General features: G+C 54.6%; 6 protein-coding genes. 4 read left to right on the top strand and 2 right to left on the bottom strand.

The window, feature by feature from the left end; translation table 11 throughout:
- Positions 1–78 precede the first annotated feature (78 nt).
- On the bottom strand, positions 79–1,080 hold the full coding sequence (locus T3A99_RS18815; RefSeq protein ID WP_322834681.1) for a GIY-YIG nuclease family protein: 1,002 nt from the start codon (positions 1,078–1,080) through the stop codon (positions 79–81).
- A gap of 356 nt (positions 1,081–1,436) precedes the next feature.
- Positions 1,437–5,162, bottom strand: a complete 3,726-nt coding sequence (locus T3A99_RS18820; protein WP_322834682.1) for a hypothetical protein — start codon at positions 5,160–5,162, stop codon at positions 1,437–1,439.
- Between the two features lie 676 nt (positions 5,163–5,838).
- Here T3A99_RS18820 and T3A99_RS18825 point away from each other — a divergent pair.
- From T3A99_RS18825 to T3A99_RS18840, 4 genes are all read left to right on the top strand, one after another.
- Positions 5,839–9,582: a hypothetical protein gene (locus T3A99_RS18825; RefSeq protein WP_322834683.1), complete on the top strand. Its 3,744-nt coding sequence runs from the start codon at positions 5,839–5,841 to the stop codon at positions 9,580–9,582.
- Positions 9,583–10,848: 1,266 nt separating this feature from the next.
- The gene (locus T3A99_RS18830) at positions 10,849–11,712 is read left to right on the top strand and encodes an integrase domain-containing protein (RefSeq protein WP_281459819.1); all 864 of its coding nucleotides are present in this window, start codon (positions 10,849–10,851) and stop codon (positions 11,710–11,712) included.
- Between the two features lie 348 nt (positions 11,713–12,060).
- On the top strand, positions 12,061–12,354 hold the full coding sequence (locus tag T3A99_RS18835; RefSeq protein ID WP_024617742.1) for a hypothetical protein: 294 nt from the start codon (positions 12,061–12,063) through the stop codon (positions 12,352–12,354).
- Positions 12,355–12,947: 593 nt separating this feature from the next.
- On the top strand, positions 12,948–14,306 hold the full coding sequence (locus T3A99_RS18840) for a DUF4041 domain-containing protein (protein WP_092394384.1): 1,359 nt from the start codon (positions 12,948–12,950) through the stop codon (positions 14,304–14,306).
- Positions 14,307–14,539 lie beyond the last annotated feature (233 nt).

Below are 14,539 nucleotides of genomic sequence, written 5' to 3' on the forward strand. Positions count from 1 at the left end.
GAAGCAGCCATTGCCGATTGGCAGACTTCGATTCAGAGTGAGCGGTAATGACATCTGTAAAACCGGAGCCGATTCAATTCAGTCACCGTTCAAGGGGCTCAGTTCAGTCAGCCCAGCTTCACGGTGAGCCTGCATCAAGCGCTCTGCTGCAAGTTCGCTTTCCTCTCCCTTTAAATCGGTGTCGTGCAGGAATTCAATTGGAAAAATCGCATCCAGCCAAACCTCGGGAATCTCCCGCAAATTCCATATCCAGGTGAGTTCGTCTTGAAAAACATGATAAATGACACGATCCGTACTGAAGGGGGAATCCTCTTGCAGTTCCAGTCGAGGCATAGAGACGATGCAGATCGTTCCTTCCGATCGGGCCAGCTGCTTGTAGCCAGTAATTAGTGAGCCCCCACCATAGTGATACTTGTACTGAGTATCCTGAAGCTCGAGTCGCCACAACACCTCTTTAGTTGGAAGAGACTTTGCGTTAGCCAGCACTAAGAACGGGCCATAGCGGCCGTGGCAGACGCCTACGACGTTGCGCTCCCGTCGATGATGCTCAAGCTCCTCAACCAGTTTTGCCCGGACCAAGCGCAAGCTTTGCTCTAACGCAACCATTTGCTCGCGGCGGAAGGCGAGTAGTGCTTCTTGGCGCTCGATGCGACGGGCTTCCTTTGCCTTCTTCAACTGCGCTCGGGCAAGAGCGGCTTCTGTAGGCTGCAAGAGTTTATTCACGAGAAGTGCAAGTGACTTACCACTGACGATCTCATGCGGATGCAAGTCGCGGTTATCTTCTAAATAGCGCATGAGACGCGACCAGCAACTGACGTCAAACCATTCGCTTGCGCCATCACGACTACCTCCACTTGCAATTACTTGGCCTACGTCCACGCTGGCGTGTCGGAAGATGCGCTGTAATATTTTCTCTAAAGCATACGCATCCATCTCCGATGCTACCGAAAGACCAAGTGAGTTCGAGAAGTCGATTGCCTCCAAGCGGAAATTACGTGCTCGATCAATGATGTTGTTGGCCTTGCCGATCTTGAAGCGTGGATGTTGAACATGACGGAGGATGTAGACATGCGATGTCAATTGTTGCTCCTGGGCATTGGTTGATTTCTTCGAAGCTTATCGCGATCCATCACTTGATCAGTTACTCGAGCAGCACTCCTCCTGTTCACACAAAATTTAGTGTATTGCATCGACCGGCAGGTTTGGGTCGACTACTGCCGGTCGTGACGGATCGGAGTCGATCCGAGGTGGCCGGTTGCGACAGGCTATAACCGGCCAGGAGCAGTCCTCCAGTGCAGCCTTCCTGACGACAGCTTTAGGCGATAAGGCGGAAGTTCAGCAATGGCTGCTTTGCAGCAGATCAGTCCTGGGCAGGAATCCAAAGGGCTCCGCCGCGCCAGAACCCACCTTGGGCACGAGGGTGTAGGTCATGGTTGTCATTGCTGAATTTGTGCACTGCGCTCACCTGTGCGCTGACAGTCGAACAAAGTAAGCCCTAGGACGAATGACTCGATGATATCGATAGTCTGGGTCCGCTCGCCGTGCAACAGCCTTGAGGCGGCATTCGCAATCGGGAACTCGCCTTGAAGAGCGGCATCCACGAGCTGCAGGCCAACCCCCTTGATGTCATCCGTGAGCGCCAAGTTGCTCCAAGCCTCCCTCGCTTCGTCGAGAGTCTCGGAGACCGCCCGATAGATGCGCTCCTCCCCGGGCGTCCTGGTTCCCTTGCTGCTCCAGTACGCATCAATGCCCTGGAGCTCTGCCAACGGGTTGGTGAGACGAGTAAATACGTTTAGCGAATCCAGCGGAGCTGCCTCGAGTCCTGCGACGGCGCACCAGGGTTGCGCCAGGTCATTTGGTAGAACCGGGAGTAGCCTGTCGAAGCCATATGTAGCGAGGTTCGTCAATCCGAGCCTGTTCATGACGGGCAGGACGCAAATCTTGCGCCCGTCTTCAACGAGAGCACGCCAGGCTGGCCAGCCACTCGCCAAGTCCACGCCTGTTCCATCGGAGTTCACAGGCAAGGTGACCAGCACATCCGCAGGCGGCCACACCACGGGAATGGTGGCCTCAGCCAGCAGATGAACGCCGATGCCAGGGCTAATTGCGGTCAGCTCGGTCCTTAGCCTAGCTTCCAAGTTGTTGAACTCGGCTTCGCGATATCGGCGCGCGGCGAGTGCCGCCTTGCCAAGCGCACTCCCCTTTGGTGCCGTCCGATAACGGTGGGTGAGGAACGGCTGCCGCCCTCTTTTCTCAGACTCACCGGCCATCGTCTGCAATATTTCTACGAGGCGCCGTAGCTCATCCAACTCTTTCGGAGCCTCGATTGACAATACATCCCATGACTCCTCGGACGCCGCAGTCACGATGCTCTTCTGTATGTCGGCAAGCCAGCCCATGTAGGCCGGAGCACCCTGCGGCAGCGCAAGAAACCTCCGGACGAGATCCGTGGAGCAACTGGACAGGATCGATGGCAGCCTCGACCACCTCTGGACCCCAGCAGTTGGCTGCTCTTCCTTTGGCGCCACCAAGCTGATAGCTGCGTCGTATACGCGCCCCAAGACTTTGAGCGCCGTGGCATCTGTCTTCCCTCTGAACTGCCCGTCAAGAAGCGCTCTGAGGTTCGGGACGAGCAGATTGAGCAGATCCAAGCATTGCGCTAGATAGGCGGTGTAACTCTCAGTAGCCAAGTACGCGTTGAGTATGGCCAGCCAAGCACGATTGCGGGCGACCTGCTCGGGCGCGGGAACGTTCGCCCTGGGCATGCGTTTGCGCGCAAGCGGGTAGTCTTCGACTGTGGACGGGACGATGGCCCCGTCAGATCCGAGCGCGTTGCTGGACACAATATCTGCTGCAGGTGTCAGCGCCAGCAAGGTCTCACAAGTCTGATACACGTCGTGGTTAAGGTCGGTCTGCACGGAGGTTGCTACAAACCAGATGTCTGAGCGAACCTCCTGACCTTCCTCACATGGGCCCAGACTCGGTGCCTCAGCCCAGGCCACATTGTCGGAGAAGCGCTGGAACAATGCGTCTTGCCCGACTGCATTGACCCAGCTGATCGCCAGCGCCCTGTCGACCCTTGCTGTGACTTGGAGTAGCGAAACTACGGCTTGAAAGTCCGCGTCGACGAGCGGGGGGGAAAAAGTGGCCAGCTCACCCAAGTGCGAAGTCGGGATGACTTGACCGAGTAGCGAAGCCATGAGCCGGGTCAAGTCTCCCACGCTGCTCGCCGCCTGGAGCACGCGGCGTAGATCGCTTGGAGCTAACCGAGCCAAAAAGCGAGCGGTCAAACCTGAAGCGATAACGTCAGTCCTGATTTCAGTGAAGCGTCGGGATGCAGGTATCGTCGGACCGATATCCGGTGGTTCGATGTCGCCAATCGCGAGTCCAGCAGGCGTTCCCTGCAACGACTTCGCCATCGCTTGTGCTTCGGCGGTCTGGAGCCAGAGTCTGATCACCCGATGCGCGTTCGTACGGTCCAGCCCCGTCAGAATCGAGCTCAGGAGCGCCGGTGTCGGTGCTGCCTTCAATCTAAGCGCCAGACTTTCAATTACTTCATCATCGCATCCCTCGTGCCTAGAGAGAGTGCGCTCGAGGAACCGAGACATCTCGGATGCCGGCACCAGCCAAACCGCAGTTGCGGCCGTAGTCGACAACAAGGGCGGTGGGAACTCGTGAGACAGGCGAAGGAGCTCTGCAGATCTCAACTCATGCAGCCCCACCATCCTGCCGTCATGTGCGTCTTGAACTAGGTGCTCATCCTTGAGTCTGGTCAGCGCGAGCGAGACCGTGGTCGCGGGCTTGGACAAGACGCGAGGCAGCTCTGACACCTCGGCACTGCAACCAGCTGCGTTCACACAAGCCACCGTTCTCAAGACATCCAGCTCGTCGTGTCGAGTGACGTCGTTAATACGCGCCGCAACCTGCGCGTGCAGCGTCTCGCTCAGTCGATGCCCCTGGGTAAGAACGTGGGTGTACTCAAGCAGGTGGCCAGCCGCTAGACTCCAAGGTTCTCGCCATCCTTGCCAAGCGGTTTGCCCTCTATCCCTCAGCTCTCGCCACACTCGTTCAGCCAGAGTGTCGTCGCCCTGAACCTTGACCTGGGCAGCACGACGGCTATCTACCAGCGGGTAGCGATCCTCCTCTCGTACAGATGCCAAGAGCAGCAGCCCGGGAGTGCGATTTACCTCCGCAGTCAACGCGGTCCAACCCTCCGAGAACCCTCGGCCCACGTCATCGATAATGAAGCCGACGGGGGCATCTGCAGTCGCTCGTCTGGAGCGCGCAAGTTGGACAAGTGACGCAATGGCTGCCGGCGGCAGGCGCTGAACCTGAAACCAACGCACTGCGTGGCGACTGGCGTACGCGGCTTCCCAAAGGACTGCTGACTTTCCTGAGCCGGAAGCGCCGTGAATGAGCGCGTTTCTGCGGCTCTCCAGTCCTTCTAGAACGGCTGCACGGAGCTCAGGGCGTTCCACAACGAGTCCTGCGGCTACGTGCGATGCCTGCGCATCGACACCCAGGTAGAACAGCGGATCCTCATCGGGCGTCAGGAAATCCACAGCTGAACAAAACCCCTCGGTTAGCGCTGCCTCGACTACCGTTGATGTCATAAGCGGCTGTAGCGCGTCGAACCGCCGCTGAATATCAGACACGGCAAGCCCGAGATAGGCGTTCGCCGCGCGAGTGCCGTTTTCATCAGAAAGATGCCCCAGCACGCCCAGGAGGTCCGCGAAGTACATCTCGGCTTCGACGGAGGTGCAGGCCTGCCTGGCCGAAATCTGGGCTACTGCGCTTCCGCGAGGGTCAGGCAGCACAAGCACCTTGGTTCGCGCAATGAGGCCAGCCAGCCCCTTGCGTCCCTTCAGCTCGACTACGACGGTCGGATAGGCGGAAAGGTCCTGCAGCTGGCGGACGGCAGCGCGGCGTTCACCAACATTGCTCTCGAGCACCAGCAAAAATTGGTCGTCCGGTTGAAGCCCCTTTCCGTCCCACATTTTCATGACGAAGCCCGCCACTGAGCGAGCTGAAAACGGGCCCATGTGGTCGCGTCGTGACTTGACCTGCGCGAGCGTTCTAGCGCTGGCCGTTCGGAGCTCAAGATCGTCGCCCCCTTCAGGGACGATGCTGCCGTAACCAAACTGGCCGACAAAGCCTTCCACGGCAAGGCTTGCCGCAACCGCATCTTGATATCGGAACCCACGCCCCGCATGAGAGCCAGCTCTTGTCGCCAAAGCAAACCTCCCTTTTCGATGGCCAAACAAATTCGTCGCGCGCTCGTTCCAAGCGGCGGCTAGAGGACGATATCTCGTGAAGACGTTACCCCAGGACGTGCAAGTTCTGGAACAGGGAACGCGGGGAACATGATGCCTTTTAGCCCTTCATCGAGCGGTAATCCACACAGCGAGCCGGCTCCGTCTACTCATGTCAAGCATTGAACGGGAGTTTACAGGCTCTAGTTTGAACAGGTGAGAGGCCACTCCCGCTGCAAAGCAGATGTCAGCAACCTGAGGATGAACGTCCGCTATGGGTCGACTGCAGCCATTCGCAAGAGGCAGCAATCGGCCAAAAGCAGCCACTCGTGACCGGTATAGATCAACCTGTAACGTCAATTGAAAAATCCTATTCGAGCATCGAAACCGCCTGTCCTCAACCATGGAAACTGCCGAACCGTGAGATCGCTAGACGCGCCACCTACAAGAAAGGGCGAGCGATTTACTATTAAATCGACGTCTTTCTTAAGGACTTTTACTTCCAAGTATCTCAGGCATAATCGGATTAAATATGCTCGGTGATTGAGTTTTTAAGTCTGTTCGTCATGTGAAAAAGGATTGCGACATGCAGTGGATCGATGAGGCGCGTTTGGCTGAATGGGCTAAGAGGATTGATGCTCGCGCACGTCTTCCTGACCTGATAGCTGACTTGATAAGGGCGTCCATCACCGATGCCAGTCGATTTCGGTTTCCAGGAGGGGACGCGGGACAAGTTCGAGGCTGGGATGGTGTGCTGGAGACGGTCGAAGCGTCAGAGTTTGTGCCTGCTGGTAAATCCAAATGGGAGTTTGGGGCCGGGGCGGGGGCAGCGAAAGCGACCGCTGACTACAACAAGCGTACAGCTAAAACGGATCCTGCCGAGATGGCCGAAAGCACTCTGGTGCTGGTTAATCTAGAAAAATGGGATACACCCCGACACCTTCTCATCCAGTGGGAAAACGACAGAACTAACGAGGAAAAATGGAAAAAGGTCATATACCTCGACGCCGTCGAGCTGGTCCACTGGCTTGATCTCCATCCCGCGGTTGCTGCGTTGTACGCCAGAGAGGTCTTGGGTTCGGCCCCTCGAAATGGTGCGCTAAGCACGGATGAGTTCTGGGATATTTATAGCTCGCGCTTTAAGCCTCGTCTCCACGAGAAGGTTGTTCTGGGAGACCGTAACGAAGTTGCCGACGAGTTGCTGCGTAGCCTCACCGGGCCAGCCCAACCAATCATGCTTGGCGCGGAGACGGCCATTGAAGTCGTGGCTTTTGCAGTCGCGGCGATCCGTATGGCGCCTCCTGAGATCAAAAGGGCCTTAGAGGTCAAAACTCTCATTGTTGAGACTGAGTCCGCAGCACGGTTTCTGAGCAGGCACACAAACCTGACATTCATCACCACTCAAGAGGGGAGCGACGTATCAGGTATTCTTGCCAGCGTGGGACCCACTCTATCTGCAGTAACAGGGGTTCAGGCCAGAAGGCACACTACCCTTAAACGATCTTCAGCTACAGGCATGGTTGAAGGCTTTATGGCGATGGGAATTGAGCGCGAAGTAGGTTATGAACTGGCGCACAGGTGTGGGCGTAGTCTCACGATCCTCGAACGACTCATACCGAATCAAGCTTATCGCCCGCCTGAGTGGGTAAGGGATGCAGGGATTATAAAAGCAGCATTCCTAGCTGGTGGCTGGTCTGTAAAGCAGGATCTTGACAGGCTTTTGGTTGCGGATCTTTCCGGGCTTGGAAACTACACTGAAGTGGAGGAAAAACTGCTTCCAACGATCATGTTGGCTGACCCTCCATTTGATCGCGTTGGCGAATTTTGGCAAGTGCGAGCCCCTGTTGATGCATTCAGTTTCTATGGGCATCTGGTAGGAGAGCAAGACTTACAGCGTCTTAAAGCTGCGGTGTTGAAGGTTTTCAGCCATATCGTGGAAGAGCCATCCCGTGATGAAAAATTCAGCCTCCACTACGTCTCACCTGCGGATTATAGCCGGTGGCTAAGAGAAGGGCTTGCGCTGACACTACTGATCATTGCGACTATGGATAAAGTTGGCGGGCTGCATATGAATCAGGCATCCCCCCAGCAATTCGTTGACGAAGTAATCAGTTCATTACCTGAGTGGGGGAAAAACCATCGAGCCCTTATAGGGCTATCAGATCAGACAGCACTACTAGCGGAGGCTGCGCCTAGCCCTTTTTTGAAGGCCCTCGAATGTATGTTCGAGGGCGAGCAGAGTGGGATCGTTGGGCTGTTTACTGACAGAGATGATTGGTCGTTTTCGGCATCAGGTCCGTATATTCAAATTCTATGGGCGCTTGAGGTTTTGGCTTGGGATCCGAAGCTACTAAATCGAACTGCGATAATTTTGGCAAAGCTCGCCGAACTGGATCCGACACCTGACTCAAACAAAGTCAACCGCCCTATTAACAGCTTAAGAGACATTCTGCTCACCTGGTCGCCTAACACTCATGCGAATCTTCGCCAGCGTATCGCTTGTATTGATATTGTTCTTTCTGAGGTTCCAGCGGTAGGCTGGCAGCTCTTGGTCAAGCTACTTCCCCGATCGCATGACTCTTTCTCACCCACTCAAAAACCCAAGCTTCGTGATGTGGCATCTGTACATCAAGAAGAGCTTACATTCGGAGTAGTTTGGGACGCACAGCATGCAGTGGTCAGCCGTGCGATTGCACTGGCTGCTGATAATGAAGAAAGAGCGATAGTGTTGGTTAACTCTTTCTCAGCCTTCAGGCCGAACGATCGAGAGTTGGTGCTTGAGTATATTGATTCGTATTTGATCGCACATCGATCGGATGAAGCCGATCCAGTCTGGGGTGCGCTTCAAGCGATGGCAGCCAAACACGAATTCTATGCGGACAGTGAATGGGCAATGCAGGGCGAGGAACTCCAGAGGATTCGAGACCTTCTCGATAGACATCGTCCTGCCGACCCGCTTTATGAGGATAAGCAGCTGTTTGATGAATGGTTGCCACACGTTGGGCGATACAACGAGAGTGTAGATATAGAACCCGAAGCACTTCGAAAAGAAGCTTTGGCTCGTGTGTTGGAGCGTGATGGTCCTCTTGGTATATTGGAACTCTCAAAAAAGGCCGCCATTCCTTCCCTGGTCGCTCAAGCAATCGACATTGAGCAGATCACTCAAGAACATTTGATTACGCTTCTTGAAGCGGCTGCGCAGCGGCCTCCCATTGGAGATTTAGCTCTTTATGCGTCAGCATTAGGAGCTCGGCGATATGGAGACGTTTGGAGTCATCTGATAAAGGAAAAGATATTTCCTTTGATCCCTGACGCTGGAGAGAGATGTTATTTACTCCTTGGCTGGCCGGTTAATAGCCGGACTTGGGATTTTGTAGAACTTCAGGGGGAAGAGATTCATGCGCAGTACTGGCGACGTCTCAACATATTTCCCCAAGGAGATTCACATGACGAACTAATGAGAGCGGTTAAGGAGTTTCGTACTTTTGGACGTAGCATTGAAGCTTTGTATCTAGGGCACCGACGACTAGCTGAATTTTCCTCCGAGATCATCATAACTTTGCTTTCGGAAGGGTTACAACAGCCTGAAAGCAAACAAAGTGGGACGATGCAGTCTTATTACTTGGAGTCCGCTTTCAAGGAACTTGACGGGCGTGGTGACGTTGAACGTTTTGATATTGCGCGACTGGAGTACTCATATCTGCCCGTCATTCAAGATCAACAACGCCCGTTGGTTATCTATGAGCAAATTGCCGAAGATCCACTTCTTTTTGTGGAAATTCTGTCTCACGTATTCCGAGGTAAAAACTCACCTGCTAGGGAGAATGTAACAGATCGAGAAAAGAATATTGCGAACATTTCATTCAGGTTGCTTTCTTCCTTCAAGAAGTTGCCAGGAGCTAGCGAAGAAAGTGTTGATTTGGCGAAGCTTGAATCTTGGATTGCTGATGTCCGTATGGCGGCGGCTGAACGAGACCTTGCAGAAATTGCAGATCAGTATATAGGGCAGACTCTCGCGCACTCCCCTCGATTTGAGGCAGGGGCAATCTGGCCTCCGACTGAGGTGTGTGTGGTTATAGAGAACTTCGCATCTGAGCAGATCGAGACGGGGTTTGAGGTGGAATGCTTCAACAAGCGAGGGGCTTACATGAAGTCGATGGGGGAAGGAGGAGCCCAGGAGCGTGCGCTTGCTGAGGAATACTCATACTGGGCTGCGCAGGTTGTGGAATTCGGCCGAACGTCCGCCATGCTTGAGAGGATTTCAGAATCGTGGAATAGAATGGCAGAGCGGGAAGATCTTCGTGCGGAGATCGATAAGTTAAAGCGATGATTGCTGAGATGGTATGTGCTTCTAGCAATTTAGGTTTGCTGCCATACAGCTATTCCCCCACGTTCAGATGAGCGCAGCGGTGAGCCGGTCGGAGTGTTTAAATAACTCCGTTTCCGAGCGGCAGCAAATGGCCGTTTTCTGCCTTTGGTAAACGTCAGATACAGATCGATTGCTGCCCAACGCAATGGATCGTAACCGACCCATTGCGGCTGTTAATTATCAGCCACTTCAAACCTCCGACAGAAAGCTCTCGGTCAACCCAGATACCAACGTCGCCGACCTGCTCGCCCATGCCTGCAAGCCACTGGCATTGGCTAATGTTATGCATGGAATCTGGTAGATCAGTTGGAGGATATCAGTCGCAATACCCTGCCGGGCATTTGCGCAGATCATCAAGCTGCGCGAGTTGGCGCTGAACCGCACGCGGGGCCAGCTCGACCCGACATCGTCGATACGGCTCGGTGACAAGCGACATACTGTGCCGCTCACATGGCGCACATGGACGACGTAGTTCCTCGCCCCACTTTTCACACAAGCTCCCTGCGCAGGCGTGGCATGGGGACCATGCCGCACCTACGTAGGGAGCCGACAAGGCCGAAGGCCGCGTCAGTGCCAAAGGCAATGGATAAATATGCACCTGCCGTAGAGCCCCTCTCTGCCCGGATGCACACAAGTCATGAGCCGGGCCGTCACTGCAATCCGCAGTGACGGCCCAGCCGACGCCCCAACATCACGGGCAAATCCTGAACCCTAAAGAGTGCGGCATACATGATGATGCCCCCATACACTGGCCCAGCAAAAACCTAAGACGACAGGTTCGAACGTCGTTATCCCAACAGCGCAAGACTCCTGCAAGCGCTGATCCAGCAGGATGGAGTTAGCCAGGTAAGCAAGGCTCCAAAAGCATACCGACCCATACCCGATGGGGCGGAGCCACTTTTGTTCTATAGGATTTATTCCGTGATGTGCCGCTACTGCACCGTCCTAGGCAGCGGTCCTTTGTGCAACGCCGACTGCTTCCATTTAACTATCCCATCCATTTCTTTGGAGTACTCATCGACGCTAAAAACTCGTTCATCCCGCTCCATCTCCGTATGACCTTCCAGCAGGAAGAAAGACGGACGTTTCAGTCGAGACACCGGTGTTTCCTGAACACCATGCCCCTGCCCTTCGGGGATCTCGCCTAGCGAGTTGGCACCAACACTTACCAATGATTTTCAGGACAGAACAACAACACAAATCAAAGCCCGTGAGCGTAAATGGGATATGGACGATTTGACCTACACCCTGCGACAACTTTGCCGACGCAATCGCGATGGCAGTCACAACACTCAGGCCGACCGTATCCGCTCACTGGGACTGATCGCCCGCCAACTGCGCGAGTCTGGTTTCCGGCAGATGAAAGCGCCCTCGCTCAAGGGCAAACACGTACTGGCACTGCTGGATCGCTGGCAAGGCGAAGGCCTGTCACCTGGCACCATCAAAAATCGCCTTGCGCACCTTCGATGGTGGGCTGAAAAAATCGGCAAGGCTGGCATTCTCCCCGCGGACAACGCGCAACTGGGAGTGGCCGACCGGCGCTTCGTCACTAACGTCAGCAAAGCCCAGGAACTGGGAACAGGCCTTGGCAAGATCACCGACGCTCATGTGCACATGAGCCTCCAGCTTCAGTCGGCGTTTGGACTACGCCGTGAGGAAGCGATCAAATTTCAGCCTAAGTATGCGGATCAAGGAGATCACATTCTCCTTAAGGGCTCATGGACGAAGGGTGGGCGTGATCGCTCTGTGCCGGTCACCACTTCGCTACAGCGCGAGGTATTGAACGCGGCGCATCGTCTAGCGGGAGCCGGCTCATTAATCCCAGCTCAGAAAACGTATATCCAGCAGAGAAACACTTACGACGGTCAGTGCAAGGCAGCAGGCCTGAGCCACATGCATGGGCTACGTCATCATTATGCACAAAGCCGTTACGTTGCTTTGACAGGGTGGAAGGCACCGGCGGCAGGAGGAATCTCTTCCAGGGAACTGAGTTCAGTGCAGCGCTCTCAAGACAGTGTCGCTCGACAAATTATCAGCCGTGAACTTGGGCATGAGAGAACACAAATTACTGCGACTTACCTCGGGCGATAATTCAGGGCGTTCGACGTCGATCCTCAACAATCCGAATCTGAAGGTGGTGGTGACCACAGGCAGTGAGACGCCTCACACAACATTAGGAAACAGTCGAAAACCGATTTCCGGATTGACAGCAAAAGGCCTCAGGGGCATTTTTGCTATGCATCTAGCTGATTCGTTCAGCACCCCAGCCGCCAGGATCTTCAAGACGGCGCTGCGGCTCTCCGCAGGATCCACCATATGACCGCATAGCTTCCGGCAGCGCGGACAGTCGACTTGAATGTCGATGGAAGCATGACTTTCCCACCCACGACGGGCCTTTCCCGTCGTGGGGAAGGCCTTTTTTTGTTTTTGGAGGCCTTAATGAAAATGGAACTGGCGATGTATCAGGCACTGCGCGCAATCGACGTGCCTGAGCTCAAAGCCGAAGCTGTTATCCAAGCATTGGAATCTGACATGCTCACACTACTCGCGACGAAAAGTGATCTCGCAAGTCTCGCTGCTGAAATCGGCAAGGCGACTGCTGAAATCGCTAATACTAATCATCGGCTGACTGCAGAGATCGCTAAATCTGATCTCAAGTTGTCCATTCGTATGGCTTCCATGCTCGCCGTGACGATCGGCATCTTGATCGGGGCGATGAAAGTCTTCTTATAGTTTTCTTAGCGATTACTGAAGCCACTAAAATCACCTGTCCTTCGACAGGTGATTTTTTTTGCGGTTCTTGGCAACGGGCAAGACAGCTCACTTGCCCCTCCCACAGCGGACGTCAACCAGCAAATTTCCGACCCCTTCCCTGCCTTTGATCGGACGCCGCTTTTTTGGTGTACCTCCTACCTCTTCTGCATCCGCATCCCATGCGTTATCTACCAATTTTTTAAGAGCTTCTCCTGCCGTTGAGTAATTTGGGCTGGGCAACGTTCCCGGTCGGGAGTCAACCTGAAAACTTGCTTGCTGCGTCGCGCATTCAATCATGGAAGTCGGTCAGCCCCGAGCACATCAACGATTTGCACGAATGACTGTTTCAGCTCATTCTAGCCAGGGATGGCCTAATAATGGCTCACTACACAAGGAAAGAAGTCTCTGCATTTTCGCCTTCCTTCCTAGCGAGCCCCACCCCGACCCGATGCATATCAACGCTGAAAGCGATTGAATCACTACGCAGCCGGCCTTCACGCTTTGCGCTTTAAAGGCGCCTGCGTTGGTTTGGAACTGAACGACCATTTGATTCAGGAACGAGGAAGGAACCCGTGTCCCTTAGCGACTATTGGAAAGGCCCCGCCCACCGGCAACGCGCGGATGATTTGGAAGCCCGGCTTTCGGATCTCCAAACGCATTATGCGCAGCTCCAAGCGCTCACTACGAAGATCGGCGCCATGGACGTCTTGGAAGTTCAGAAACTAATCGAACAAGAGAAAGAGAAGCTTGCTGCCGCCCGCCAAGAAACTCAGCGCTCTGAGCGGGAGGTGGCTGCGCTAGCGCAACGCTCCTCTGATCTGCAGGGGCAGATACTCGTATGGGAGGAGACGTTACTGCTGGAAAGCTTTGCTCTCTATGAACCCAAGTTCAAGCTAACCACCAGCCAAGAATACAAGTCCCGACTGGAAAGTGTCCGCGAGCGTCAGAAAGCGATGATTAAGGGCGGGGAGGCAGCGACCGGGAACATGGACTGGACAGTCAACGACAGCAAGGCTCAAGGTCGGAAGCTCGTTAACGACATGATCAAGCTGGTGATTCGCTCGTTCAACAACGAAGCCGATGTCTGTGTGGACAACGTTAAATTTGACAACGTCGAACTGGGCGAGAAACGAATTCTCAAATCGTTCGAAACCTGCAACCGCCTTGGCAAGATTATGAGCGTAGAGATATCGCGCGCTTATCTGAGCCTCAAGCTCGATGAACTGCACCTTGCCCAAGAGTTTCAGATCAAGAAGCAAGAGGAAAAGGAAGAAGCAAAGCGCGCCCGAGAAGAGTTGCGAGAACAACAGAAGCTGGAGCAGGAGATTCGCGCAGCCCGGGAGAAGATAGCCAAGGAGCGCAAACACTTTACGACCGCCATGCGCGACCTCCAGGCTCGCCTGGACAAAGTAGAATCTGAAGAAGAGCGTGCCGCCTTGCTGGCGAAGCTAGCCGAGGTCGAAGCGGGCCGAGCCGAGCTAGAGAGCGAAGAAAAGCTCATTGACTATCGCGAACAGAATGCTAAGGCCGGCTATGTGTACGTGATCTCCAACCTAGGGGCATTCGGGGAAGGAATTTACAAGATCGGTATGACGCGCCGCTTAGAGCCCATGGATCGAGTTGATGAGCTGGGTGATGCGTCGGTACCGTTTTGGTTTGACGTGCATGCGATGGTCTTCTCGAATAACGCTCCCGCATTGGAAGCAAAACTGCACGAACGCTTTGCCGTAGGTCGCCTCAACAAGGTTAACGGGCGCAAGGAGTTCTTCCGCGCGGATATTGCTGAGATTGAGTCGGTCATTCGAGAAAATTACGATTCTGTTGTCGAGGTTACCCACGAAGCGCCGGCGGAACAGTATCGCGAAAGCCTGCGCATGGCATTGCCAAAACCCGCAATCCAGCAATCGGAACGACTTGCGGCACAAAGCTGAAATTACCGATTGGAAGCACGTTTGTCGGGTTCGGATTGCGATGGGCCCATCCAACAAGCACAAAGACGGAAACGTGCCCTTTCGGCCAAAGCGGCCCGTGGCGAGCTAACAGTTAGCTGCGTAGAAATTATCTGCGCGCCTTGGACCGCATCATCTTCTGAAGGGCTGCTGCCGGACGCACAACGGCTTAGTAAATCTCCGGATCACCTCAAGCAGTCCTGCGACACCAAACA

The organism is Pseudomonas sp. N-137, assembly GCF_034555295.1.
GTDB classification, from domain to species: Bacteria; Pseudomonadota; Gammaproteobacteria; order Pseudomonadales; family Pseudomonadaceae; genus Aquipseudomonas; species Aquipseudomonas rhizophila.